The organism is Streptomyces inusitatus, from assembly GCF_014651115.1.
In the GTDB taxonomy this organism is placed as follows: domain Bacteria; phylum Actinomycetota; class Actinomycetes; order Streptomycetales; family Streptomycetaceae; genus Streptomyces; species Streptomyces amakusaensis.
In genome coordinates this window covers 1-23,878 of record NZ_BMWG01000027.1, presented here as the reverse complement: position 1 = coordinate 23,878, position 23,878 = coordinate 1, and the positions used below count along the sequence as shown (strand labels likewise).

Sequence of the window (23,878 nt, the reverse complement as noted above, 5' to 3'; positions counted from 1 at the left end):
GCGAGCACAGTTCTGTCGGCGCACGAAGCCACGCACACGGAACCAGAATAGCGAATTCCGTCACTCCGCTTGCCTATAGGCAACTCCGTGGGGCGTGTCGCGCATGTGGGGCGACTGTTGTTGGCTGACTTCACCTTTTGGGGATGAGGGTATCGAAATTTCCTACAAGGGTGCTGACTTCGTCTGGACGCTCCTGTGCCCAGATGGCTAGGAACGCGTTGGCGACGACCATTCCGGCTGTGAAATCCAAGTCCTCGCCGATCTGTTCGAAAACGACATGGCGGTCGCGGTTAGTCAAGGCTCGATCGCGAACCACTTGCTTGACCCGCTCCTGCGCGCTGGTCGGAAGCTGCATGGAGACCGTAAGCCTCGCAGCGACGTGCTCCAGGCGCCCTAGTACGACGTCGAAGATGTGGGCCTCGGGATCTCCCTCGCCGGGCAGCGTCCAGATTCGACGCTTGGGATCCGCCTTGTGCGCCTGGTCCCCATCGACGAGGCAGACAGATGGGAAACTCGAAGTGGGGTCAAGGTTGTGCTGCTCGTTGACTTTGATCGCGGGGTCGACTCCCCCCATTCCGTGGATTTTGACCGCATCGAGCTCGATCCCTCCGTGGTAACGAAGCGCAGTTGTCACCAAGAGTTCGGCAAAAGCATCTTCGACGAAGATCGCAAGTTTGGCGTCGATCTGGCCGGTGATGGTTCGAAGTGCTTTGATGTCCAGCTTCCCTTGGAGGACCTCGCCGTTGTAGGCGGCCCAGATAGCTTTAGACGGCAGTGGGTCCAAGGCGTCGTTACTGTGCGTTGAGAAGATGACCTGGCACGACTTGCGCAGGGCCACTTCGATCAGGTATTCCACGATACGGCGAGTGGCGATGGGATGCAGTCCGTTCTCGATCTCCTCGATCAGGATCATTGCCCCATCGGGCGCCTCTTCGATGTCCGAGACGATGCGGATGACGCTGGCTTCGCCAGCCCCGAAGTGAAATTCGGAATACTCGCTGCCGTTGGAGTTTCGGGCTGCGAACATCGTAGCCCTTCCATGCGCGTCGATCGAAAGGCGGTTGCAGCCCTGCATCTCCTTGGCGAGGATCTTCTCCACTGCGGCGACTACCGGAGCTGAAAGAGCCACCTCTTTTTCGGCGACGAACTTGTTTCCTACGGCCTTGACGAGTTCCCTGCGTTCGGTAGCGGGAACTGTGCGCGACACTCCGAAGAGAAGTACGGGACGTACGACCGCCTTGCGATTCCACTTCAGCTGAGGGAAACTCGCTGTCCGCTGTAGGGGAAGGCGTGGGTTGAGCTTCTTGTCGATGATCTCGTACTCGATGACCCAATCCTTCATGCTGGCGTCGTACTTGCCGCTCTTGGCAAAGAAGTCGCCCGGAGCGATGTCCTTATAGGCGATGCCAGCAGCTCCGAGGATGGTCGTCTTGCCGCCGCCGTTGGGCCCCACTACTGCGGTGACGGGAAAGTCGAAGCTGACAACTCGATCTTTGAACCCGCGTACTCGCTTCAGCGTGATCCGACGCAGGTAAGCCCCGTAGTTGGTTGAGGCGACCTTCTCTTCGAGGCGCCGGATGTCGCCTTCGCGGATCTCGCTCCGGAAGCTGGCCATGGAGTCCGTCCCTACGCTTGTGGATGGCCTACCGCACTATGTGCGCGCGAGAGGGGGGTCGCCTCGCGCGATCCGAGCGTTACTTTACTCCTCTTGGGCGCGCAAGGGTGTGTGGTTCGAGCGCTTAAGGCTGCCTCGACGAGGCTCGCCGTGGGCTATGTGGCGATGTCTCAGGCGGGGTCCATTCGGCTCATGCGGCAGGCCTTCCGGGACCCTGTCAGCTTCGCTGGGAACGGACCGGGGTGGTCGCCCGGAGCGCGCGCCGCGCGGCGTGGAGGAGGTGTGTCCGGTCTTCGAGTGCATGCGCTTTCCCAGTGGAGCTCGTCCGGGTGATCGTCCTCTGGCTCGTCGAGTGACGCGGCGTGCCGGCTCCTCGCGCTACGGGTTATGGCGAGGGGGCTGCGGAGGTGCTGTCGCACCCCTGGGCCCCGCGCATCGGGCCAGCTGGTGACAGCGGCGCTGCGAAGTGACATCTATCGCTGCGAGGCACAATCGGATCCGCTGTGGCGCGACACACTATTGCAAGCATCTGCTTGCAATAGTTAGCAAGGGTGGTGCACCATCGGGGCATGGCATCACTCAACGTCGGCAATCTCGGTGAGTACCTCCGCGAGCAGCGGCGCAACGCTCAGCTCTCGCTTCGGCAGCTCGCCGATGCCGCGGGGGTGTCCAATCCGTATCTCAGCCAGATCGAGCGCGGGCTGCGCAAGCCGAGCGCGGAGGTGTTGCAGCAGGTCGCGAAGGCGCTGCGGATCTCCGCCGAGACGTTGTACGTGCGGGCCGGGATTCTTGACGAGCGGGATCGGGACGAGTTGGAGACGCGGGCCGTGATCATCGCGGACCCGTCCATAAATGAGCGGCAGAAGGCCGTTCTGCTCCAGATCTACGAGTCCTTCCGCAAGGAGAACGGATTCGAGACCGCGCCGGGGGCGGACGACCCGGACGCGAGCAAGCAGCCGGAGCCGGATACGGAGCCGGAGACGGAAATGAAGACCGGCGGGGAGTCCGTCGTGCGGAAGGACTCCGGCACGGATGATCCGGGCGCCGCGGGCTGAGACCCGGGCCGGTCGACCCTCACACTGAACTGCGTTCCAGGAGGACCACAGCAATGGCCATCACCGATGACCTCCGCAAGACGTTCACCGACCCCACCCCCCTCTACTTCGCCGCCGGCACGGCCGACCTCGCCGTTCAGCAGGCCCGGAAGGTCCCGGCGCTGCTGGAGCAGCTCGCCGCCGAGGCGCCCGGCCGGATCGAGGCCGTGCGGAACGCGGATCCCAAGGCCGTGCAGGAGAAGGTGAGCAGCCAGGCCAAGGAGGCCCAGGCCACCGTGCAGGCCAAGGTCAACGAGGTCTTCGGCGGGTTCGACGCCGATTTCAAGAAGCTCGGCGAGACGGCTCAGGATCTCGCGCTGCGCGGGGTCGGGGTGGCCGCCGAGTACGCGGTGAAGGCCCGGGAGACCTATGAGAAGGTCGCCGAGCACGGTGAGCAGACGGTGCGGAACTGGCGTGGCGAGGCGGCCGAGGAGATCACGGAGATCGCTGTCGCGGTCGAGCCCGAGCCGGTGCGGCCCGAGCCCGTGAAGACGGAGCGGGTGCGCACCGAGCCCGCGGGGCCCGCGGCGGCCAATGGCCGCCCGGCCAAGCCGGCGGCCCGCAAGCCGGCCGCCGAGCGCAAGGCCGCGGCCCCGAAGAAGAGCACGCCGCCCGCCGAGTAGGCGCGGGGGAGAGCCGGGGCCGGACACCTTTGTGGGTGTCCGGCCCGTTCTCCGGGTACGTTGGCGGCGAGGCGCTTGTCTCACTCTCTAGGCCTAGGCGGTGCCCAGCATGTTGCGCACGAATTTCGAGTTCACCCTCTGGCTCGTCGTGGACTTGATCTGTCTGACGACGGCCGTGATCGCGCTGGTCATGGCGGCCCTCGCGCGTGAGGACGCCTATCGCGCCGCGGACAAGCAGACCAAGAGCTTCTGGCTGGTCATCCTCGGCGTCACCGTCGCGGTGAATCTGTTCGTCTCGATGCTGTTCCTGTCCCTCGCGGGACTGATCGCCACCATCGTCTTCTTCGTCGATGTGCGGCCCGCGCTGGCGCAGGTCTCCGGCGGCAGAGGACGGCGCGGCGGCGGCTCCAGCAGCGACGGACCCTACGGCCCGTACAACGGCGGACGGTAGAAGCCCCGGGGGCTCCCCAGGGGAGAGCCCCTTCGCTCAGCCCCTGCTCAGCAGCAGGACCGCGACATCGTCGGTCAGCTCGCCGCCGTTGAGTTCGCGTGCCTCCGACACCGCGGACTCGATCAGAGCCTCGCCCTCCAGGCCCGCCGACAGCCTGCGGTTGATCATCTTCAGCATTCCCTCGTCGCCGAGGCGCTGCTTCTCGCCGGGGCCCGAGCGGCCCTCGATCAGCCCGTCCGTGTAGAGCATCAGACTCCAGGCCCCGCCCAGCTCCACCTGGCGGCGGGGCCAGCGGGCGCGCGGCAGCAGGCCGAGCGCCGGGCCGCCGCTCTCCTGCGGCAGCAGCTGTGCGGCCAGGCCGCCCCGGGTGATCAGCGGTGAGGGGTGGCCGGCCAGACAGATGCCCGCCCGCCGTCCGTCGGGCGCTATGTCGATCGTGCACAGCGTCGCGAAGATCTCCTCGCTCTCCCGCTCGTGTTCCAGCACCCGCTGGAGCGTCGAGAGCAGCTCGTCCCCGCACAGCCCCGCGAAGGTCAGCGCGCGCCACGCTATGCGCAGCTCCACACCGAGGGCCGCTTCGTCCGGGCCGTGGCCGCAGACGTCGCCGATCATCGCGTGGACCGTGCCGTCGGGGGTGCGGACCGTGTCGTAGAAGTCTCCGCCGAGCAGCGCGCGGGAGCGCCCGGGCCGGTAGCGGGCGGCGAAGCGCAGATCGGAGCCTTCGAGCAGGGGGGTGGGCAGCAGCCCGCGCTCCAGCCGGGCGTTCTCCTGGGCGCGCAGCCGTGACTCGGCGAGCTTTCGCTGGACGGTGTCGGCGCGCTTGCGCTCCACCGCGTATCTGACGGTGCGGTGCAGCAGCCGGCCGTCCAGCTCGTCGCGGAAGAGATGGTCCTGGGCCCCGAGCCGGACGGCCTCGGCGGCGCGTTCCGCGTCGGCCGATGTGGTCAGTGCCAGGACGGCGTGCCGGTCGGCGAGGCGCAGCACCTCGCGGAGCGCGCCCAGCTCGGTGTCGGCCGGGCCGCCGGGCAGCGCCAGGTCGACCAGGACGCAGTGGACGTCGTCGGTGAGCAGCCGCTCGGCCTCGGTGAGGTTGCGGGCGCTGCGGATACGGATCCGGGAGCCGGCCGTGTCGGCGGGCTCGGGTACGGAGAAGGTGCCGGTCGGGTCGTCCTCGATCACCAGCAGGACGAGGTCGCCGACGGTGGCGGCGGTCTCCGCCGCGGGGGCGGTGCGCTGCTGCGGTACGGGTGCGGGCATGTGTCCGGGTTCCTTCCCTCCCCCCGAGGGCGCGGCGGGACGACGAGCGACGTTCCGCCAGACGGGGACACTAGCGGTAGCCTCCGGCGCGGCGGAATGAGGAGAGTGGGCACTGACGCCATATGCCGGGAATCGGCGGGCGGTTGGCGGCTCTGTCATGACGAACATCACCCCCTTGGGCACAGCGGGTGTCCGCTCCGCCACGGCGCGCGTCCACCCCGGTACCACGGGCCCGGCCGTGACCAGCCTGGGCCAGCCCGGCCCGGTCACTTGTCGGGGCGCACCACTCCGAGGATCTTCATGGAGCCCGCGCCCGCGACGCTGACGTTCCGGCCCGGCCGGGGGGCGTGCACGATCGATCCGTCGCCTATGTACATACCGACATGGCTCGCGTCCGCGTGGTAGATGATCAGGTCGCCGGGCCGCATGTCCTCGACGGCCACCTTGGGCAGCTGTCGCCACTGCTCCTGCGAGGTGCGCGGTATGGTCCGCCCGGCCGAGGCCCAGGCCTGCGAGGTCAGCCCGGAGCAGTCGTAGGATCCGGGGCCCTCGTCCCCCCAGCCGTAGGGCTTGCCCAGCTGGGCGGACGCGAACTTCACGGCCTTGGCGCCCTGGCCGCTCGCGCCGTCTTCCCGGCCGTCGGCGATCTCCCCAGTGGTGTCACCCGTAGTGTCCCCGGTGGTGTCGCCGCCTGCGGTGAGGCCGTCCGCCGCCCGCTCGCGCTCGCGGGACTCCAGCCACCGCGCCTGAGCCTTCTGGGCCGCCTCCCGCTCCAGCTCCAGCAGCCGGGCGCGCTCCTTCTTCTCCAGGCGGCGCTCCAGCCCCTCCGCTTCGGCGATCTTCTCGGTGATCTCCTTCTTGGCCTTGTCCCGCTTGAGGCGGGTGGCCTCCAGCGCTCTCCACTGGGCCCCGGCGTCCTGGGCGTAGGTCTTCAGCTCGGACTGGGCCCTCTCCAGATCGCGGAGAAGGTCCTTGGTGGCCTTCATGCCCTGCTTGACGCGGTCGACGCCGTCCAGGAAGAGACGGGGGTCGTCGGTGAGGACCAATTGCGCCTCGGCAGGCAGGCCGCCGCCCCGGTACTGCGCGCGGGCGGTGGCCCCCGCGCGGTCCTTCAGCTCCTGGATGCGCTTCTGGCCGTCGGCCGTCCGCCGCGCGAGTGCGGTGATCTCGGCGGACTGCCGCTCCGCCTCCTCCTCGGCGAGGTTGTACGCGTCGGTCGCGGACACCGCCTGGTGGTAGAGGCCCTCTATCTCCACCCGAACCCTGTCCAGGGAGTCCTCGGTGCTCTCCCCGGCGCGGTCCGGCGGCTCCGGGGCCCGGGGGAGGAGAGCCGCCCCCGCCGCGAGGGAAGAGAGGGAAGAGGAGGGAGGGAGGGGAGAGGCGGACGCGACGCCCGATGACGCCGGCACGGCGAGTGCGCAGAGCGCGGTGAGCACGGTGAGCGCGGCGATGGCACAGCGGCGTCGGTTCACGACTCCCCCTCCGATGACCAACTGAATTACCGTCAGTAACTTACGGGCGCTGCCGTGATGGTGCCACGGCGGCCCCCGGAGCGACAGAGGGCCACCGGTGGACGGCCCCCGCGTCGACTCCCACGCACCGGTGACGAACAGCGAGCCCCGGGCGTTCCCCATTCGTACATACGTTCACTCGTTCGAGGGAGCCAGCGCCGCCCACTCCACGGTGACCTCGCCCTGCCGCCACCGCTTCGGGCCGTCCCTCAGCGGCCAGTCCCTCCCCAGCTCGCGCACCGCCCGCATCCAGCGCTGCCGCGCCCCCAGTGAGGCGTACGGCGCGGCCGCCGCCCACGCCCGGTCGAAGTCCCGCAGAAAGGCATGGACCGGCTCGCCCGGCACATTGCGGTGGATCAGCGCCTTCGGGAGCCGTTCCGCCAGGTCGGAGGGGCGGTCCAGGGAGCCCAGCCGGGTCGCGAAGGTCACCGTGCGCGGCCCCTCGGGCCCCAGCGCCACCCATACGTGCCGCCGGCCGATCTCGTCGCAGGTGCCCTCGACCAGCAGTCCGCCCGGCGCGAGCCGTCCGCACAGCCGCGCCCAGACGGCCGCGACCTCGCCCTCCTCGTACTGCCTCAGCACATTCGCCGCGCGGATCAGCAGCGGCGGCTCCGGTACGGGGAGCTCGAAGCCGCCGTGGCGGAAGCTCAGCCCCTCGACGGCGTACGGCTTCGCCGCGGCGACCCGCGCGGGGTCGATCTCGATCCCGACGACCTCGCAGCGCGGGTCCGCGGTGCGCAGCCGTCGCAGCAGCTCCAGGGTGGTCCAGGGGGCCGAGCCGTAGCCGAGGTCGACGGCGAGCGGCCGGGCGGCGCGGCGCAGCGCGGGGCCGTGGGCGGCGGCGATCCAGCGGTCCATCCGGCGCAGCCGGTTGGGGTTGGTCGTCCCGCGGGTGGGGGTGCCGACGGGGCGGGTGCTCATGGAAATGAGCCTAAACGGCCGGACCGGACGGGCTTGTGCCCCCTCCGTCCGGCCCGGGAAGGCATGCCCCGAAGAAGCCCGCCCCGGGAACCAACCACGCCCCCCGTTCGTAATGATTTGGCAAAGTGCCGGAGCCCGGGAAATGGAAGGGAAGGCTCCGCTGTTGAGGGCCGTGGAAACCCGGCTCTGCCCATGCCGGAACGAGGAGGAACGACGACGTGAGCCAGTACGTCTCCCGCCTCGGCAGCGGCTTCCTGCCCCCCCGGATCAGATTTCCCGGCGGGCACCGCAGACCGCGCCGCATCGCGATGCTCAGCGTCCACACCTCCCCGCTCCATCAGCCGGGCACCGGCGACGCGGGCGGTATGAACGTCTACATAGTCGAGCTGGCCAGACGGCTCGCCGCCATCAACATCGAGGTGGAGATCTTCACCCGGGCCACCGCGGGCGGCCTGCCCCCCTCCGTGGAACTCGCGCCCGGCGTCCTCGTACGCCATGTCGACGCCGGCCCCTACGAGGGCCTCGCCAAGGAAGACCTGCCCGGCCAGCTCTGCGCCTTCACCCACGGCGTGATGCGCGCCTGGGCCCACCACCGCCCCGGCCACTACGACCTCGTCCACTCCCACTACTGGCTCTCCGGCCATGTCGGCTGGCTCGCCGCCGAGCGCTGGGGAGTCCCCCTCGTCCACGCCATGCACACCATGGCCAAGGTCAAGAACGCCTCCCTGGCCGACGGCGACACCCCCGAACCGGCCTCCCGGGTCATCGGCGAGACCCAGATCGTCAACGCCGCCGACCGGCTGATCGCGAACACCGCCGAGGAGGCCGACGAACTGGTCCGCTTCTACGCGGCGGACCCGGCCAAGGTCGCCGTCGTCCACCCCGGGGTGAATCTCGACCGCTTCCGCCCCGCCGACGGCCGGGCCGCCGCCCGCGCCCGCCTCGGAGTCCCGCAGGACGCCTTCGTACCCCTCTTCGCCGGGCGGATACAGCCGCTGAAGGCCCCCGACATCCTGCTCCGCGCGGTCGCCCGGCTGCTGGAGCGGGATCCCTCGCTGCGCCCCCTGCTCCATGTCCCCGTCGTCGGCGGCCCCAGCGGCAGCGGTCTCGCCAAGCCCGAGGGCCTCCAGAAACTGGCGGCGGGCCTCGGCATCGCCGATGTCGTCCACTTCCATCCGCCGGTCCGCCAGGAGGCGCTCGCGGACTGGTTCCGCGCCGCGTCCGCGCTGGTGATGCCCTCGTACAGCGAATCCTTCGGCCTGGTGGCGATCGAGGCCCAGGCCGCGGGCACCCCGGTGGTGGCCGCGCGCGTCGGCGGGCTCCCGGTCGCCGTGCGCGACGGGGAGACCGGAATCCTCGTCGACGGCCACGACCCCGCCGACTACGCGACGGCGCTGCACCGGCTGCTCGCCCACCCCCCGCGCACCGCCCGGATGGGCGCCGAGGCGGCCCGGCACGCCGAATCCTTCGGCTGGGACACCGCCGCCGCGGCCACGGCGGACGTCTACACGGCGGCGACCCACGAACACCGCCGCCGGGTACGCTCCCACCATGTCTGACGCCCGGCGGCCCACGGAAATCATCGAGCGCGCCCTGACGGACGCCGACCTCGGCTGGGAGAGCCCGGAGCCGGGCACCTTCGTGGTCACCCTCCCCGGCACCCGCAAGCTCGCCACCACCTGCTCCCTGCGCGTCGGCAAGCACTCCCTCTCGGTCAACGCCTTCGTCATCCGCCACCCCGACGAGAACGACCCGGCGGTCCACCGCTGGCTGCTGGAGCGGAATCTGCGGCTGTACGGGGTGAGTTACGGGATCGATCACCTCGGCGACATCTATCTGACCGGCCGGCTCCCGCTCTCGGTGATCACGCCGGACGAGGTGGACCGGCTGCTGGGGTCGGTGCTGGAGGCCTCGGACGGGGCGTTCAACACTCTGCTGGAGCTGGGGTTCGCCGGGGCCATCCGCCGGGAGTACGACTGGCGGGTCTCGCGCGGGGAGTCCACCAGGAACCTGGACGCGTTCACCCATCTGACCGGCGCGGCCCGCGACTCCGAGCCCGGCTGACCCTCCCCGCCCCCCAGGGCCCGCCCGGCTGACCCTCTCCGTCTCGCCGGGCCCGCCCGGCTCTGGGTGCGGGAGACCCCACCCCGGGGCAGAATCCTGCCCATGCGCGACAAAAAGGGTGAAATCGGCGATCGGTCGGGCTCCGGCCCCGCCACGCCTCCCGCCGAGGGGGCGCCCCCCGGGCCCTCGGGCTCCGCCAACCAGTCCCTCGCGCTCGCGGCGATGATGTTCGCCGTCGCGATGACCTTCATCGATCAGACCATCGTCGCCATCGCCGCCCCGGACATCACCGACGAACTGGGACTCACCGCCTCCGGCATGCGCTGGGTGGTCAACTCCTATCTGCTCGCCCTCGCGGTCTGCTTCGCGCTCGGCGGCCGGCTGGCCGACATCTACGGCCACCGCCGGATGGTGCTGATCGGCACCCTGATCTTCGTCGTCGCCTCCGTGCTCTGCGGCTGTGTCCCGGCCACCGGCTTCGCCCAGAGCTGGATGATCATCTTCCGCGCCGTCCAGGGTGTGGGGGCCGCCCTGCTGTTCCCCGCCGCGCTCGCCGTGGTCACCGCGGTCTTCCCGGTGGAGCGCCGGGGCCGCGCGATCGCGCTCTTCTTCGGCGTCTCCGGCGGCCTCACCGCGATCGGCCCGCTGCTCGGCGGCTGGCTCACCGCCTGGACCTGGCGCGCCATCTTCTGGGTGAACGTGCCGGTGGCCGTGGTCGCCATCGTCCTCACGGTGCTGGCCCGGATCCCCGACACCCCGCGCGAGGAACGCCTCGACCTGCGGGGAGCGGCCCTGATCGCGGCCGGCATGGGCCTGAGCGTGCTGGGCCTCCAGCAGGCCGCCGGCTGGGGCTGGGGCTCCGCCGCCACCTGGGGCTGCATCCTCGGCGGACTGCTGCTGCTCGCCGTCTTCTGCGTCTACGAGCTGCGGGTCCCGGAGCATCCGCTGATCAAGCTGAGGGTCTTCCGCGACCGGGCCTTCAGCGTCGACACGGCGGTGCTGTTCTTCGGGATGCTCGCCTTCGTCCCGCTGTTCTTCTTCGCCTCGGTGTACGCGCAGGTCTCGCTCCGCAAGTCGCCGAACGAGGCCGCTCTCTATCTCCTCTACTTCTTCCTCGGCTTCGTCATCGCCTCCCAGCTCGGCGGCCGGATGCTCGACAAACGGGGAGCCCGGCCGCCGATGCTGCTGGGCACGGCGATCGGCACGGCCGGATTCGCCCTGTGGGCGGCCAAGCTGACGGACCTCTCGTACGCCGCGCAGTGGCCCTATGTGGTCCTGTCGGGCGCGGGCATCGGCCTGCTGCTCGCGCCCGCCTCGACGGACTCGGTCAACCGGGCGATCGACGCCTCGTACGGAGAGGTCACCGGCATCACCCAGACGGCGCGCAACTACGCGGCGGCGGTGGGGCTCGCGGTGTACGGGACGGTGCTCAGCCATGTCACCGTCGACAAGGTGGCCGCCACCCTCCACGCGGACGGCATGTCCCGGGAGGAGGCCCGCCGGGCCGCCCACGGCATCGCCCAGTCGGTGGCGGGCCACGGGGACGGACGGGGGACCGGCGACGGTTCGGTGACCGCCGCGCTGGGACAGACGGGACACGCGGTACGGATGGACTTCGCCGAGGCCAACCAGTGGGTGTTCTACGGGATGGCGATCGCCCTGGCGGTCGCGTTCCTCTGCGCGCTGGCGCACCCCGGGACCCGGGTGACCGCCGACTCCTGAATTCCGAAGCCCTCCCTTTTAAGGGTGAACTGCGCCACATCGATTCCCCGGGCGGTCCGTCCGCTTATGGCGTTCCGCGTGCCCGCTTCACAGGCCGGCACCGCTGGACAAAGGCCGGCCCGGGATTCCCCGCTCCCCGCGCGCTCTCATCCGCGCCCCGCTCGCGCTGTCTGTCCCGGCCCGCTTCGGTGGACGATGTGGCATCTCGGCAACACCCCGGAAAAGGATGCCCCTTGCGCCATATGAGACGTGCTCTTCTCTCCTCGTTCGCCGTCACGACCCTGGTTCTCGGACCGGGCCAACTCGCCGTCGCCGAACCCGTCGGCGGCATATCGCCCGTGATGGCGGGCGACGGCTCGTCCACGGTCGGCGCGACTCCCGAACTGTCGAACGGCGAAGACGTCGACTCCCGCGCCGAAGCCCTCGAAGCCGGGAAGTACTGGACCGCCGAGCGCATGGCGCGGGCCATTCCGGCGGACAACCACCTTCCCGCGCCGCCCACCGGACCTGCCCGCGCGGCGGTTCCCACGGGCAGGCCCGGGAGCACCCCGGCCGCCTCGCCGACCGCGATACGGCCCGGCGGGCGGGCCGCCCGTGTCGCGGACACGGCGTCGGTCGGGAAGGTGTTCTTCAAGAACCCGGTCAACGGCAAGAATTACGTCTGCTCGGCGGCGGCCGTCAACAGCCCGTCGAAGCAGATGGTGGTCACCGCCGGGCACTGCGTCAACACCGGCGGTTCCAAGGGCACCGCGGGCCGGTGGATGCGGAATTGGACGTACGTCCCCCGCTATCGCGACGGGTCCCGGCCGTTCGGAACCTTCGCGGCCAAGCATTTCCGCTCCTTCAGCGGCTGGACCGACCACAGTGATCTGGCACGGGACGTGGCCATGGTGACCACCTGGCCGCTCAACAACAAGAAGCTCGTGAATGTCACCGGCGGTCACGGACTCAGCTGGAACTTCAGCCAGAAACAGGAGACGACCGTCTTCGGATATCCGGGGAACCACGGCAAGGGCAAGTCCCAGCGCGTCTGCCGGGGCAAGACCCGGGCCGCCGGAGCGTCCTACAGCGAATTGCGGTGCGACTTCGGCAGCGGGGCCAGCGGCGGCCCCTGGCTCCGGGAGTACGACGAGGCCAAGGGACTCGGCCGGCAGAACGGCGTGATGAGCACCCGCAACCGCGGCGGCTGGAACCGGACTCCGTACTTCGACACCGCCGTCAAGCGGCTGTTCGACGCCCAGGGCCGGGCGACCTGACACCCCGGCGCCCCCAGCCCCCGCGCCCCGCTCAGGCCTTCCGCGCCGCCTCCGCGACGGGCGCGGACTCCACCGGCTTTACCACCGAAGCGGGCTCCACCACCGAAGCCGGCTCCTCCGCCGAAGCGGACACCTCCGCCACGACGGGCTCCTCCGCCACGTCCTGGGGAAGATTGCGCATCAGCGCCCAGTACCCGAGCCCCGCGACCGACCCCAGCACCGCGCACATCCCCCACAGCCAGTCGGCCCCGAACCGGTCGATCACCACACCCGCCACCAGCGGGGCGACCAGCATCGCCACCGACCAGGTCATCGTGTACATCCCCTGGTAGCGCCCCCGGCCGTGCACCGGCGAGAGACGGACCACCAGACCGGTCTGCGTCGGCGCGTTGACGATCTCGGCCAGCGTCCACACGACCACCGTCAGCGCGTACAGCCCGATCGACCCGGCGAACGCGGTCAGCCCGAAGCCGTACCCCGCCAGCACCGAGGAGAGAATCAGCAGCCGACGCGGATCGCGGTGCTCGATGAACCGGGTCACCGGGATCTGGAGCGCCACGATCAGCACCCCGTTGAGCGCCATCACCGTGCCGTAGTCGGAGGCCGAGAGCCCGTCCTGGCCCATCGCCAGCGGCACCCCGATATGACCCTGCATGAAGATCAGCGCGATCAGGAACGACAGCCCGACGACGCCCATGAACCGCCCGTCGCGCACCACGGTCATCAGCCCGACCGCCGGCTCCGCCGCCCCGCCGGCCGCCGGGCGCTCCGGCCGCGACTCCGGCAGCTTCACAAAGATCAGAACCGCGCAGGCCAGCGTCATCGCGGCCTCGCCGAGGAAACCCGCCAGATAGCTGTACTCGGCGATGAAGCCCGCCGCCACCGCGGAGATCGCGAAGCCCAGATTGATCGCCCAGTAGTTCAGCGAGAACGCCCGCACCCGGTCCTTCGGCGGCACGATGTCCGCCATCATCGCCTGCACGGCAGGCCGGGAGGCATTGCTCGCCGCGCCCACCAGACACGCCACGGCCGCGATCGCGACCGGATGGTGGACGAAGCCCAGCGCCGCCACGGACAGGCCGGTGGCCACCTGGGAGATCAGCAGCGTCGGCCGCCGTCCCAGCCGGTCGGCCATCACCCCGCCGCCGAGCGAGGCGACCACCCCGCCCAGCCCGTACAGCGAGACGACCAGTCCGGCGTACGCGGCCGAGTGCCCCCGGTCGGAGGTGAGGTACAGCACCAGAAAGGTGGCGACGAACCCCCCGAGCCGATTGACCAGGGTGCTCGTCCACAGCCACCAGAACTCCCGGGGAAGCCCCGACACGCTCTCCGAAACGGCGCGGCGCGCACCGGCGAGCAGACCGGCTGTGGACATGGATCCCCCCAGGACCTTCGGCGGATGGCGATGTAAGTGGCGCTCCAGCAAGTCGAACGTTACTTACCCGGTCGTCCCGGCGGCCAGTCAATTGACGCGGACCGTCAAACGTCGCCGCCCGCCAGGCCGAACGCCATGGACCGCCCGAGCCGTCCGACGCGCGGACCGCGGAGGGAGAGCCGCACACCCGTCCATTAGGCTCGGACACATGGCCGACGCACCGTACAAGCTGATCCTCCTCCGCCACGGCGAGAGCGAGTGGAACGCCAAGAACCTGTTCACCGGCTGGGTGGACGTCAACCTCACGGAGAAGGGCGAGAAGGAGGCGGTCCGCGGCGGTGAGCTGCTGAAGGACGCCGGTCTGCTCCCCGACGTACTGCACACCTCGCTCCAGAAGCGCGCGATCCGCACCGCCCAGCTCTCGCTGGAGGCCGCGGACCGCCACTGGGTCCCCGTGCACCGCTCCTGGCGGCTCAACGAGCGCCACTACGGCGCGCTCCAGGGCAAGGACAAGGCCCAGACGCTCGCCGAGTTCGGCGAGGAGCAGTTCATGCTCTGGCGCCGCTCCTACGACACCCCGCCGCCCGCCCTTGAGGACGGCACGGAGTTCTCGCAGAGCGACGACGCCCGCTACGCCACCATCCCGCCGGAGCTGCGCCCGCGCACCGAGTGCCTGAAGGACGTCGTCGTCCGGATGCTGCCCTACTGGTACGACGGCATCGTCCCGGACCTGCTGGCGGGCCGCACGGTCCTGGTCGCCGCCCACGGCAACTCGCTGCGCGCGCTGGTCAAGCACCTCGACGGCGTCTCCGACGAGGACATCGCCGGTCTGAACATCCCGACCGGCATCCCGCTGGTGTACGAGCTGGACGCCGACTTCAAGCCGCTCAAGCCGGGCGGCACCTACCTCGACCCGGCCGCCGCCGCCGCGGCGATCGAGGCCGTGAAGAACCAGGGCAAGAAGTAACCCCGGACGCGATCATGCCCCCCGGCGGAGTTCTCCTCCGCCGGGGGGCATTTCGCTGCCCGGCCCCAAGGGCCCGGGCCTCGGGCTCTTACAGCTCGGGGAGCGCGGTCAGCGCCGAGAGCTGCTGGATCGTGGTGGAGCCGACGGCTCCGGAGTACGCGCGGACCTCGTCGACCGCACCGGCGAAGTGCTCCCCGCCGGTCGCCGAGCGGCCCACCTGGAGGCCGCCCGTCGCCTGCCACGAGGTCGTGTCGGCGGCGGTACCGATCGCGGCCCGCTGCCCGTTCACATAGAGGCGCAGCTCGCCCGCGGACGCGTCGAAGACCACGGCGAGGTGGTCGCCGGAGCCGCTGGGGTCGGTGCTGGGCAGCCGCTGGTCGTCGCTGACGACCACACGGGGGGCGTCAGCCCGGTCCTCGGTGGCCACGACGGCCTCCCACCGGCCGTTGGCGGGCTGGTACCGGACGGCGATCCGGTCGGCGCCCGCGCCCGGGAGGGAGAGCACCGTCTGCGTCCGCCCGTCGGCGGCGTTCAGCCGGGCACGGGCGGCGATCGTGAAGCTGCCGTCCCCGCTCACGGGAGCCGTGGCCGTCTGGGCCCAGTCCCCGTCGCCGTCGAGCCGCAGCTCTCCGCCGCCGACCAGGGCGGGAGTGTCCCAGAGGCCGTCGGACCAGTAGATCCAGGGATTGCCGTGCAGTGCCAGGGGCTGAGCACCGGCCTGCGCATTGGGTGAGAGACCGCCGGACGCGGATTCCAGCGGCCAGTAACCCTTACGGCTCGGCGGAGCCTCGACGGTCGTGGTGCCGGTGGTGGCGGTGCCCGCCTCGGCGGCGTTCGCCGGGAGCGCTCCCAGCGTGAGCGTGAGCGCGGTCGCGGACAGTGTCGCGGCGACGGCGCGATGAGTGAAGTTCATGATCCCCCCTGGATCCTGTGCCGGATTTCGAATGATCTTCGACTCAAGCGGGGGGAACCGCAAGGTGTTTCCGGCCCGAAGGACCGGACACCCCGGCCGTACCGAGACGATCCGGTACGGCCAGGGCCTCTCCGGGTGTGCCGCCGCGATCAGCCGCAGCCGCCGCCGCACTGGCACGACCCGCCGGACTGGCAGCCGCAGCCGCAGCCCGAGCCGCAGCCGCAGGCGGCGAGGACGGAGAGCCGTCCCACCTCGGTGGGGTTCTCCTGCCGGGGATCTGATGTGGGGAAGTCGGCCATGGGCCCTCCTCATGAGCGTACGAGCCGTACAGGACGTACGAAACATGTCCGCACAGAGCCGTACGGTCGGCCTCGAAGGCGAGCACGAGAGCCGCCCGCACGGTGTACGGGGCATGGCTGTGCCGGGCGGGCGCGAACGGCCGCCCCCGCCATTGGACGCCCGCCGGCGCGGGGGCGTCAACAGCGCGCGGAGGCACAGCCCCGGTCCCCGAGTGCGGGGACTACGCGCCCTCCGCCGGGAGCGTCGCCTGGAGCTCGTCCGCGTGCTCGCCGGTGACCAGATAGACCACCCGCTTCGCCACCGACACCGCGTGGTCGGCGAACCGCTCGTAGTAGCGGCCGAGCAGCGTCACATCGACCGCCGTCTCGATGCCGTGCTTCCAGCGGTCGTCCATCAGATGCTGGAAGAGCGCGCGGTGCAGCAGATCCATCTCGTCGTCGTCGGTCTCCAGCTGGAGCGCCAGATCGACATCCTTGGTGATGATCACCTCGGCGGCCTTCGCCATCAGCCGCTGTGCCAGCTGGCCCATCTCCAGGATCGTCGCCTGGAGATCCCTGGGCACCGCCGAGTCCGGGAAGCGCAGCCGGGCGAGCTTCGCCACATGCTGGGCCAGATCACCCGAACGCTCCAGGTCGGCGCTCATCCGCAGCGAGGTCACCACGATCCGCAGATCCGTGGCCACCGGCTGCTGCCGGGCCAGCAGGGCGATCGCCCGTGCCTCCAGATCGTGCTGGAGGTCGTCGACCTTCTGGTCGGCGGCGATCACGGTTTCGGCCAGCTTGAGATCGGCGTCGAGCATGGCCGTGGTGGCGCGCCCGATGGCCGACCCCACCAGCCTGGCCATCTCGACCAGGCCTTCCCCGATCGAGTCCAGTTCCTCGTGGTACGCGTCCCGCATCGAGTTCCCTTTCAGCTGCTTGTGAACAGAGGTCCGGATGGGGCTCTCGGACCCCCACGGTCCCACGGTCGGTCCGAAACGCGTCGGGGGACTCCCGGTCATATGAACCGGCCCCGTCCCCCCGGTGAACTCTGGGCGACGAGTCCCCGGGGCGCTACCCGATTGGCTGTGAGCATGTCGGCGGGCCCGCCTAACCTGGAAGCATGGACGTGAACGCGGCGGTCGCCGCAGTGGCTGCGATCGCCGGTCTGCTGACCGGCGTGATCGCCATGCTGGCGTTTCGCTGGAGCGAGCGTGACCAGCGCAGACCCACCCGCACCTCACTGCACACCGATGCGGTGCTGCCGCCGGGTGTGGACACCGTGCTGTCCGTTCTGCGCTCCTCCGCGGTCGTCCTCGACGAGAGCGACTCCGTCGTCAAGGCCAGCTCGGCGGCGTATGCGCTGGGTCTGGTCCGTGGCGGAAAACTGACGGTCGAGGCCATGCTCCAGATGGCCCGCGACACCCGGCGGGACGGCGAGATACGACAGGTCGAGCTGGATCTTCCCCGTCGCGGCACCGGCCGCGGCGAGGCGCTCGCCGTGTCCGCCCGGGTCGCCCCCCTCGGCTCCCGTCTCGTTCTCCTTCTCGTCGAGGATCTCACCGAGGCCCGGCGGATCGAAGCGGTACGGCGGGATTTCGTCGCGAATGTCAGCCATGAGCTGAAGACCCCGGTCGGCGCGCTCTCACTGCTCTCGGAAGCGGTCATGGACGCGTCCGACGACCCCGAGGCGGTCTCCCGCTTCGCCGGGCGGATGCAGATCGAGGCGACCCGGCTCACCAATCTCGTCCAGGAGCTGATCGACCTCTCCCGGGTGCAGAACGACGACCCGCTGGAGGACGCCGAGCCGGTACGGGTGGACGAGCTGGTCGCCGAGGCCATCGACCGCTCCCGGCACCCCGCCTCCACCAAACAGATCACCATGGCCAGCGGAGGCACCTCCGGGCTGCACATCTGGGGCAACCGCGGCAAGCTCGCCGCCGCCCTGGGCAATCTGGTGGAGAACGCGGTCAACTACTCGCCGGCCCGCACCCGTGTCGGCATCTCGGCCCGCAGACTCCCCTCCCCGGGGGGCGAGGCCGGCCAGAGCGGGGGCTTCGGCGGGCTGATCGAGATCGCCGTCACCGACCAGGGCATCGGGATACCCGAGAAGGACCGCGAGCGCATCTTCGAGCGGTTCTACCGGGTCGACCCCGCCCGCTCCCGCGCCACCGGAGGAACCGGCCTCGGTCTGGCGATCGTCAAACATGTGGCAGCCTCGCACGGCGGGGAAGTCACGGTCTGGAGCACCGAAGGCCAGGGCTCCACCTTCACGCTCAGGCTTCCCGAAGCGGGCTCCACCCGCGACCGTACGGCCTCCGCCCCCGAAGGCGGCCCGGACGGCCCGACGGCCGCCGAATTCGGATCCGAATCCGAATCCGAACCCGGAAGCGGATCCGGAACGGAGACCGGCGGCGAAACCGGAGCCGAAACCGGAACCGGAGCCGCCTTCGGCTTCGGGTCCGGAACCGATCCTCACCCTCACGCAGTGCCCGACCCTCACCCCGGAACCGGCTCACCCACCGGAACCGACACCCGCCGCCCGGATCGCCTCGACCAGCAGTACGACGACCGGCCCTACGACACCGATCCACACACCGACATCCCTGCCCCGGAGGTCCTTCCGTGACCCGAGTGCTCGTCGTCGAGGATGAGGAATCATTCAGCGACGCCCTGTCCTACATGCTCCGCAAGGAAGGCTTCGAGGTCGCCGTCGCGACCACGGGCCCCGAGGGGCTCGATGAATTCGAACGCAACGGCGCCGACCTCGTCCTTCTCGACCTGATGCTGCCCGGCCTGCCGGGCACCGAGGTCTGTCGCCAGCTACGCGGCCGCTCCAATGTCCCGGTGATCATGGTGACCGCCAAGGACAGCGAGATCGACAAGGTCGTCGGACTGGAGATAGGGGCCGACGACTACGTCACCAAGCCCTTCTCCTCGCGGGAGCTGGTCGCCCGCATCCGCGCCGTGCTGCGCCGCCGGGGCGAGCCGGAGGAGGTCACCCCGGCGGCCCTGGAGGCCGGCCCCGTCCGGATGGACGTGGACCGCCATGTGGTCACCGTCTCCGGCGGCAAGGTCGATCTGCCGCTCAAGGAGTTCGACCTGCTGGAGATGCTGCTGCGCAACGCGGGCCGCGTCCTCACCCGGATGCAGCTCATCGACCGGGTCTGGGGCGCCGACTACGTCGGCGACACCAAGACGCTGGACGTGCACGTCAAGCGGCTGCGCGCCAAGATCGAGCCCGACCCGGGCGCGCCGCGCTATCTGGTGACGGTCCGCGGCCTCGGGTACAAGTTCGAGCCGTAGCCGAGCCCGGGGCCCGTCCGTCCGCACGTCCGCATGTCCACAGGTGCGGGCGGACGGGCCCCACAGCGGAAACGGGTGGGCCCCGCCGGAGAAGATCCGGCGGGGCCCACCCGTACGCGTTGCGCCGCGAGTGCGGCCGTCAGCTCGCGGGCTGCGAGGCGGAGTCCGAAGCGGAGTCCGCAGGCGCGTCCGAAGCGGAGTCGGAGGCGGCGTCGGACGCCTGGTCCGTGGCCTCGCTGCCCGGCGCGCCGCTCGCGGACTCCGAGGGGGAGCCGGACGCCTTGGGAGCCGGGGCGGCCGGGGTCGGCAGGCTGCTCGGGCCGAACTCCTCGAAGTACTCCGTCGAGGGGACCACGAAGGCCTTGAGCTTCACATCGCCCGTGTCGCTGAGGCGGAAGACCGTCTCCTGGATGCCGCCGATGTTCCCGGTCAGCGCGGTGCCGTCCTCGATCACCGCGGTGGCGTTGCCCTTGCCGCCGATCACGACCGAGCCCAGCGCGGGCACGGTGATCGGGCCGGAGCCCTTCGCCGGGGTGAGCTTCACGGTCCCGGCCCCGCCCGCCAGGGTGACCGACTCGATGGTCTGGTCCTTCTGGCCGCTGTTGAAGACCGTCGCGGAGACGACCGCGGGACCCGCGGCACCGGCCTCCGGCTGGGTGATCACGTTGGCGTTCTGGATGATGATCTTGTCGACCGTCGCCTCGGCGGTGTCCGGCTTGATGCCGAGGGACTGCGCGTTGTTGCCCGCGCCACAGGCGGTCAGCGCGGTGAACGACAGCGCGACAGCGGTCACGGCGAGGGCGCCGCGGCGAAGGCGGAGGACGCCCCCGGGCGGAGTTTGGGGGAGGCTCACGGCGGCGGCATCTCCTTGGACGTGCGGGCTGACGGTTGACGGGTCGGTCGAACCGGCGCAATGGCGGCCGGGCCCGCGTGAGTTCGCGATACCGTCCGAGATCACCTCAGTTCGCCGCCAGATTACAGAGCCGCCGCGCCGAGGTCGCACCCGACCCGCCCCTTCGCGCCACAGCGGCCTCCGGGGTCCCTCGCGTATGCCTTCCGCCCACCCGTCACGGCTCTTCCGGGCCGCCCTTCCGGCGGTGTTTCGCCCGCCGTTTCGCCCGCCGTTTCGACCGTCCGTTCGGCGCCCGTTCAAGGCCGTGTTACGGGTGGTGTTCCGGAGGTGTTCCGTAGGTGTCACGCGGAAGTCCCGGGCCGAAGTCCGGGGCCGGCCGTTTACGGGCCCGCTCACATATCGCCGATGATCAATTCCGTCCCCCGGAGAGCATTCCCGGGAATACCTTCGGCGTGACTTCGTTGATCAATTCCGGATTCCCGGCCGAAGCGTCCGTACGGGTGACCGACGGCCGAACGGAGTAGGGGAAGTTCACCGTCGAGAACCCGGCAAATCGGGACGTTCACCCTCTCCTGAGCGTCTCAGGCCCGGCGTGGCGCACCCGTTTCCCTTCCCTTGTGCAGCCGCTCCCACCTGCGAATACCCCCTTCCGGAACCCGTCCGCAGCACGATCCTGTCGTTGTTGTCAAGCCCCGAGATATGCCCTGACCTGCGAAAACGCCATTCAGAAGAAGCTGTATCCGTGTTACCCTGGATAGCCACGGAAGGGGTACCTGTCACATGACGTTCAAGGTTGGCGACACCGTGGTCTATCCCCATCACGGGGCCGCGCTGATCGAGGCCATCGAAACTCGCCAGATCAAAGGCGTGGACAAGACCTACTTGGTGCTCAAGGTCGCCCAGGGCGACCTGACGGTTCGTGTGCCGGCGGACAATGCGGAGTTCGTCGGTGTGCGCGATGTGGTCGGCCAGGACGGGCTCGACCGGGTCTTCGAGGTGCTGCGCGCGCCGTACGCCGAAGAGCCGACGAACTGGTCCCGCCGCTACAAGGCAAATCTTGAGAAGCTCGCGTCCGGCGATGTCATCAAGGTCGCCGAAGTCGTGCGCGACCTGTGGCGCCGTGAGCGTGAGCGCGGTCTTTCCGCAGGTGAGAAGCGAATGCTCGCCAAGGCTCGCCAGATCCTGGTGAGCGAGCTCGCCCTCGCGGAGAACACCAACGAAGACAAGGCCGAGGCTCTGCTCGACGAGGTCCTCGCGTCCTGACGCACGACGCACCAATGCCGCGGTGCCCGCTGACGTGCCATGATCATCTTTGATCACGGTGCTGTCGCCGGGCGCTGCGGCATGTTCGTGTCCACCCCGCGGATCTCCCACGAGGTGCCCCACGCACAGCAGCACCACCTGACTCCTGTGGTGTGCCGGGCCCGGACGGCTGGCGCAGACCAGTGGTCACGGAAGGGTCCGTCAAAGCGTCGCGCCCGGCACGCTGTGGCCATACCCATGTCGGCCAAGGAAACAAACCTGCCGGAGTACAACCGATGACAGACGCATCGCAGCCGTCCCGCACCGCAGCCGTGATCCCGGCCGCCGGCCGGGGCGTACGCATGGGCCCCGGCGCCCCCAAGGCGCTCCGCACGCTCAACGGCACGCCCATCCTCGTCCACGCCGTCCGCGCCATGGCGGCCTCCAACGCCGTCACCCTCGTCGTGGTCGTCGCACCGCCCGAGGACACCGCTTCCGTACGGAACCTCCTCGCCGATCTCGTCCTCCCCGACCGCACCGACGTCCTCGTCGTGCCCGGCGGCGAGAACCGCCAGGAGTCGGTACGGCTCGGACTCGACGCCCTCCCCGAATCCGTCACCACCGTCCTCGTCCACGACGCCGCGCGCCCCCTGGTGCCGGTCGACACCGTCGACGCGGTCGTCGAGGCCGTCCGGGACGGGGCGCGGGCCGTCGTCCCCGCCCTGCCCCTCGCCGACACCGTCAAAGAGGTCGAGCCGGGCCCGGGGAACGCGCCCGAGCCCGTCGTCGCCACCCCCGAGCGGTCCAGGCTCCGCGCCGTACAGACCCCGCAGGGCTTCGACCGCGCCACCCTGGTCCGTGCGCACGGCGCGTCGCGGAGCCCGTCCGGCGAGGGCGCGACCGACTGCGCCGGGCTGGTCGAGCGGCTCGGTGAGCCCGTCGTGGTCGTGCCCGGACACGAGGAGGCGTTCAAGGTGACCCGTCCGCTCGATCTCGTACTGGCCGAGGCCGTACTCGCCCGCAGGAGGGCCAATGACGGCTTCTGACACCCTGCCGCCCCCGCTGCCGCTCATCGGCGTCGGGACCGACGTACACGCGTTTGAAGCGGGCCGCGAGCTGTGGTGCGCCGGACTCCTCTGGGAGGGCGAGGACGGCCTCGCCGGCCACTCCGACGGCGATGTGGCCGCCCACGCGGCCTGCGACGCCCTCTTCTCCGCCGCCGGCGTCGGCGACCTCGGCGCGCACTTCGGCACCGACCGCCCCGAGTGGTCCGGCGCCTCCGGGGTCACCCTGCTGACCGAGGCCGCCCGGATCGTCCGCGCCGAGGGCTTCGAGATCGGCAATGTCGCCATCCAGGTCATCGGGGTGCGCCCGAAGATCGGCAAGCGCCGGGCGGAGGCCCAGCGGGCCCTGTCCGAGGCCGTCGGAGCCCCGGTGTCCGTCTCGGGCACCACGACGGACGGCCTGGGCCTCACCGGCCGCGCCGAGGGCCTCGCGGCCATCGCCACCGCGCTGGTCCACCGCACCGCCGCGCGGCCCGCCGGAGCGGCCGGCTGAGCCGTACGGAGGGATCGGCCGCGCCATGTGGCCGGGGTGAAATATTCGCCGGGTGTGGCGTGGTTCACCCGGCGGGTACTGGTTACCCGGACGACGATCAACGATCGTTCCCGCCCACCACCAGAAAGGCCGCACCATGACCGCCGCACTCACGGACGAGCTGAAGACGCTGCTCGACGGCCCCGTCTTCGTGCACATCGCGACCATTCAGCCCGACGGCAGTCCTCAGGTGTCCCCGGTATGGGTGAAGCGGGACGGCGACGATCTCCTGATCTCCACCACCGTCGGCCGGCAGAAGGAGAAGAACCTGCGCCGCGATCCCCGGGTGACCGTGGTCGTGCAGCCCTTCGACGCCCCGTACACCTATGCCGAGATCCGCGGCACGGCCACCCTCACCCCCGAGGGCGGCCCGGAGCTGATCGACGAGCTGTCCCGGAAGTACACGGGCAAGGGGTACGCGGAATTCAACCCGGCCTCCGCCGAGGACGCCCAGCGGGTGATCGTCCGGATCACCCCGCGCAAGATCGTCGGACGCGTCTGAGGACGGATCCGAGGGCGATCCGAGACGCCCTGACGGCGACCCGGGGACGTATTCGATCACACAGCCGACTTGTACGGGTGCACAAAGTTCGCCCCGCGATCCACAGGGGTCGCGGGGCACTGCTATACGGCCACTACCCTTGTTCCGTGACCATTCGCCTGTACGACACCAGCGCCCGGCAGATCCGTGACTTCACCCCGCTCATTCCGGGCTGCGTCTCGATCTACCTCTGTGGTGCGACCGTCCAGGCCGCCCCGCACATCGGGCACATCCGTTCCGGGCTGAACTTCGACATCATGCGCCGCTGGTTCGAGTACCGCGGCTACGAGGTG

Annotated in this window: 23 protein-coding genes and 1 pseudogene; 15 read left to right on the top strand and 9 right to left on the bottom strand. The window is 70.3% G+C overall.

All coding sequences use genetic code 11. From position 1 onward, the window contains the following. Positions 1-130: 130 nt before the first annotated feature. Positions 131-1,615 carry an ATP-dependent nuclease gene (locus IE247_RS29595; RefSeq protein ID WP_190126397.1) on the bottom strand — a complete coding sequence of 495 codons (1,485 nt, stop codon included), beginning with the start codon at positions 1,613-1,615 and terminating at the stop codon, positions 131-133. 569 nt (positions 1,616-2,184) lie between these two features. Between IE247_RS29595 and IE247_RS29590 the strand changes: the two genes are divergently transcribed. The 3 genes from IE247_RS29590 (at position 2,185) to IE247_RS29580 (ending at position 3,783) form a co-directional block, all read left to right on the top strand. Next, entirely contained in the window at positions 2,185-2,670 is a 486-nt protein-coding gene (locus tag IE247_RS29590; protein WP_190126396.1) for a helix-turn-helix domain-containing protein, read from the top strand. Between the two features lie 53 nt (positions 2,671-2,723). After that, on the top strand, positions 2,724-3,332 hold the full coding sequence (locus tag IE247_RS29585; protein WP_190126395.1) for a hypothetical protein: 609 nt from the start codon (positions 2,724-2,726) through the stop codon (positions 3,330-3,332). A gap of 109 nt (positions 3,333-3,441) precedes the next feature. Further along, entirely contained in the window at positions 3,442-3,783 is a 342-nt protein-coding gene (locus IE247_RS29580) for a DUF2516 family protein (protein ID WP_190126394.1), read from the top strand. Between the two features lie 36 nt (positions 3,784-3,819). Here IE247_RS29580 and IE247_RS29575 read toward each other — a convergent pair whose 3' ends face one another. From IE247_RS29575 to IE247_RS29565, 3 genes are all read right to left on the bottom strand, one after another. Then, entirely contained in the window at positions 3,820-5,040 is a 1,221-nt protein-coding gene (locus tag IE247_RS29575) for a PP2C family protein-serine/threonine phosphatase (protein WP_190126393.1), read from the bottom strand. A gap of 266 nt (positions 5,041-5,306) precedes the next feature. After that, positions 5,307-6,512, bottom strand: coding sequence for a C40 family peptidase (locus IE247_RS29570; protein ID WP_229869431.1), 1,206 nt, complete (start codon positions 6,510-6,512; stop codon positions 5,307-5,309). 174 nt (positions 6,513-6,686) lie between these two features. Beyond that, positions 6,687-7,472 carry a class I SAM-dependent methyltransferase gene (locus tag IE247_RS29565; RefSeq protein WP_190126391.1) on the bottom strand — a complete coding sequence of 262 codons (786 nt, stop codon included), beginning with the start codon at positions 7,470-7,472 and terminating at the stop codon, positions 6,687-6,689. Between the two features lie 218 nt (positions 7,473-7,690). On the opposite strand from IE247_RS29565, the gene mshA reads away from it, so the two are divergent. The 4 genes from mshA to IE247_RS29545 all read left to right on the top strand — a co-directional run bounded on the left by mshA (position 7,691) and on the right by IE247_RS29545 (position 12,514). Beyond that, the gene (mshA, locus tag IE247_RS29560) at positions 7,691-9,031 is read left to right on the top strand and encodes a D-inositol-3-phosphate glycosyltransferase (RefSeq protein WP_190126390.1); all 1,341 of its coding nucleotides are present in this window, start codon (positions 7,691-7,693) and stop codon (positions 9,029-9,031) included. Beyond that, complete coding sequence (locus IE247_RS29555) at positions 9,024-9,536, top strand: type III secretion system chaperone family protein (RefSeq protein WP_190126389.1); 513 nt, start codon at positions 9,024-9,026, stop codon at positions 9,534-9,536. The genes mshA and IE247_RS29555 overlap by 8 nt, the downstream gene beginning before the upstream one ends. A gap of 102 nt (positions 9,537-9,638) precedes the next feature. After that, complete coding sequence (locus tag IE247_RS29550) at positions 9,639-11,258, top strand: MFS transporter (RefSeq protein ID WP_190126388.1); 1,620 nt, start codon at positions 9,639-9,641, stop codon at positions 11,256-11,258. 242 nt (positions 11,259-11,500) lie between these two features. Next, positions 11,501-12,514 (top strand): trypsin-like serine peptidase, encoded by a 1,014-nt coding sequence (locus IE247_RS29545; RefSeq protein WP_190126387.1) that lies wholly within the window; start codon positions 11,501-11,503, stop codon positions 12,512-12,514. 31 nt (positions 12,515-12,545) lie between these two features. Here IE247_RS29545 and IE247_RS29540 read toward each other — a convergent pair whose 3' ends face one another. Then, complete coding sequence (locus IE247_RS29540; RefSeq protein ID WP_190126386.1) at positions 12,546-13,889, bottom strand: MDR family MFS transporter; 1,344 nt, start codon at positions 13,887-13,889, stop codon at positions 12,546-12,548. Between the two features lie 208 nt (positions 13,890-14,097). On the opposite strand from IE247_RS29540, the gene IE247_RS29535 reads away from it, so the two are divergent. Continuing rightward, a complete protein-coding gene (locus IE247_RS29535; protein ID WP_190126385.1) occupies positions 14,098-14,856 on the top strand; it encodes a phosphoglyceromutase in 759 nt (252 codons plus the stop codon). An 88-nt stretch (positions 14,857-14,944) separates the two neighbouring features. On the opposite strand, the gene IE247_RS29530 is transcribed toward IE247_RS29535, so the two are convergent. The 3 genes from IE247_RS29530 to phoU form a co-directional block, all read right to left on the bottom strand. Next, the gene (locus tag IE247_RS29530) at positions 14,945-15,769 is read right to left on the bottom strand and encodes a LamG domain-containing protein (RefSeq protein ID WP_190126384.1); all 825 of its coding nucleotides are present in this window, start codon (positions 15,767-15,769) and stop codon (positions 14,945-14,947) included. A gap of 149 nt (positions 15,770-15,918) precedes the next feature. Beyond that, on the bottom strand, positions 15,919-16,068 hold the full coding sequence (locus IE247_RS29525; protein ID WP_190126383.1) for a hypothetical protein: 150 nt from the start codon (positions 16,066-16,068) through the stop codon (positions 15,919-15,921). Between the two features lie 221 nt (positions 16,069-16,289). Further along, a complete protein-coding gene (gene phoU / locus IE247_RS29520) occupies positions 16,290-16,967 on the bottom strand; it encodes a phosphate signaling complex protein PhoU (protein WP_190126382.1) in 678 nt (225 codons plus the stop codon). A 203-nt stretch (positions 16,968-17,170) separates the two neighbouring features. Between phoU and IE247_RS29515 the strand changes: the two genes are divergently transcribed. Together IE247_RS29515 and phoP are read left to right on the top strand one after the other, a co-directional pair. After that, positions 17,171-18,676, top strand: a complete 1,506-nt coding sequence (locus IE247_RS29515) for a sensor histidine kinase (protein ID WP_190126381.1) — start codon at positions 17,171-17,173, stop codon at positions 18,674-18,676. Positions 18,677-18,681: 5 nt separating this feature from the next. Beyond that, positions 18,682-19,353 carry a two-component system response regulator PhoP gene (gene phoP, locus IE247_RS29510; RefSeq protein WP_020610279.1) on the top strand — a complete coding sequence of 224 codons (672 nt, stop codon included), beginning with the start codon at positions 18,682-18,684 and terminating at the stop codon, positions 19,351-19,353. Positions 19,354-19,492: 139 nt separating this feature from the next. On the opposite strand, the gene IE247_RS29505 is transcribed toward phoP, so the two are convergent. Next, on the bottom strand, positions 19,493-20,206 hold the full coding sequence (locus IE247_RS29505) for a DUF461 domain-containing protein (protein WP_229869430.1): 714 nt from the start codon (positions 20,204-20,206) through the stop codon (positions 19,493-19,495). A 780-nt stretch (positions 20,207-20,986) separates the two neighbouring features. On the opposite strand from IE247_RS29505, the gene IE247_RS29500 reads away from it, so the two are divergent. The 5 genes and pseudogenes from IE247_RS29500 to IE247_RS29480 form a co-directional block, all read left to right on the top strand. Then, a complete protein-coding gene (locus IE247_RS29500) occupies positions 20,987-21,469 on the top strand; it encodes a CarD family transcriptional regulator (protein WP_003953493.1) in 483 nt (160 codons plus the stop codon). 275 nt (positions 21,470-21,744) lie between these two features. Further along, positions 21,745-22,494: a 2-C-methyl-D-erythritol 4-phosphate cytidylyltransferase gene (gene ispD, locus IE247_RS29495; RefSeq protein ID WP_190126380.1), complete on the top strand. Its 750-nt coding sequence runs from the start codon at positions 21,745-21,747 to the stop codon at positions 22,492-22,494. Continuing rightward, complete coding sequence (ispF, locus tag IE247_RS29490; protein WP_190126379.1) at positions 22,481-23,005, top strand: 2-C-methyl-D-erythritol 2,4-cyclodiphosphate synthase; 525 nt, start codon at positions 22,481-22,483, stop codon at positions 23,003-23,005. Before ispD ends, ispF begins: the two co-directional genes overlap by 14 nt. Before the next feature lie 136 nt (positions 23,006-23,141). Further along, positions 23,142-23,546 carry a PPOX class F420-dependent oxidoreductase gene (locus IE247_RS29485; protein WP_190126378.1) on the top strand — a complete coding sequence of 135 codons (405 nt, stop codon included), beginning with the start codon at positions 23,142-23,144 and terminating at the stop codon, positions 23,544-23,546. Between the two features lie 146 nt (positions 23,547-23,692). Then, positions 23,693-23,878, top strand: a pseudogene (locus tag IE247_RS29480) (cysteine--tRNA ligase); the annotation flags it as partial.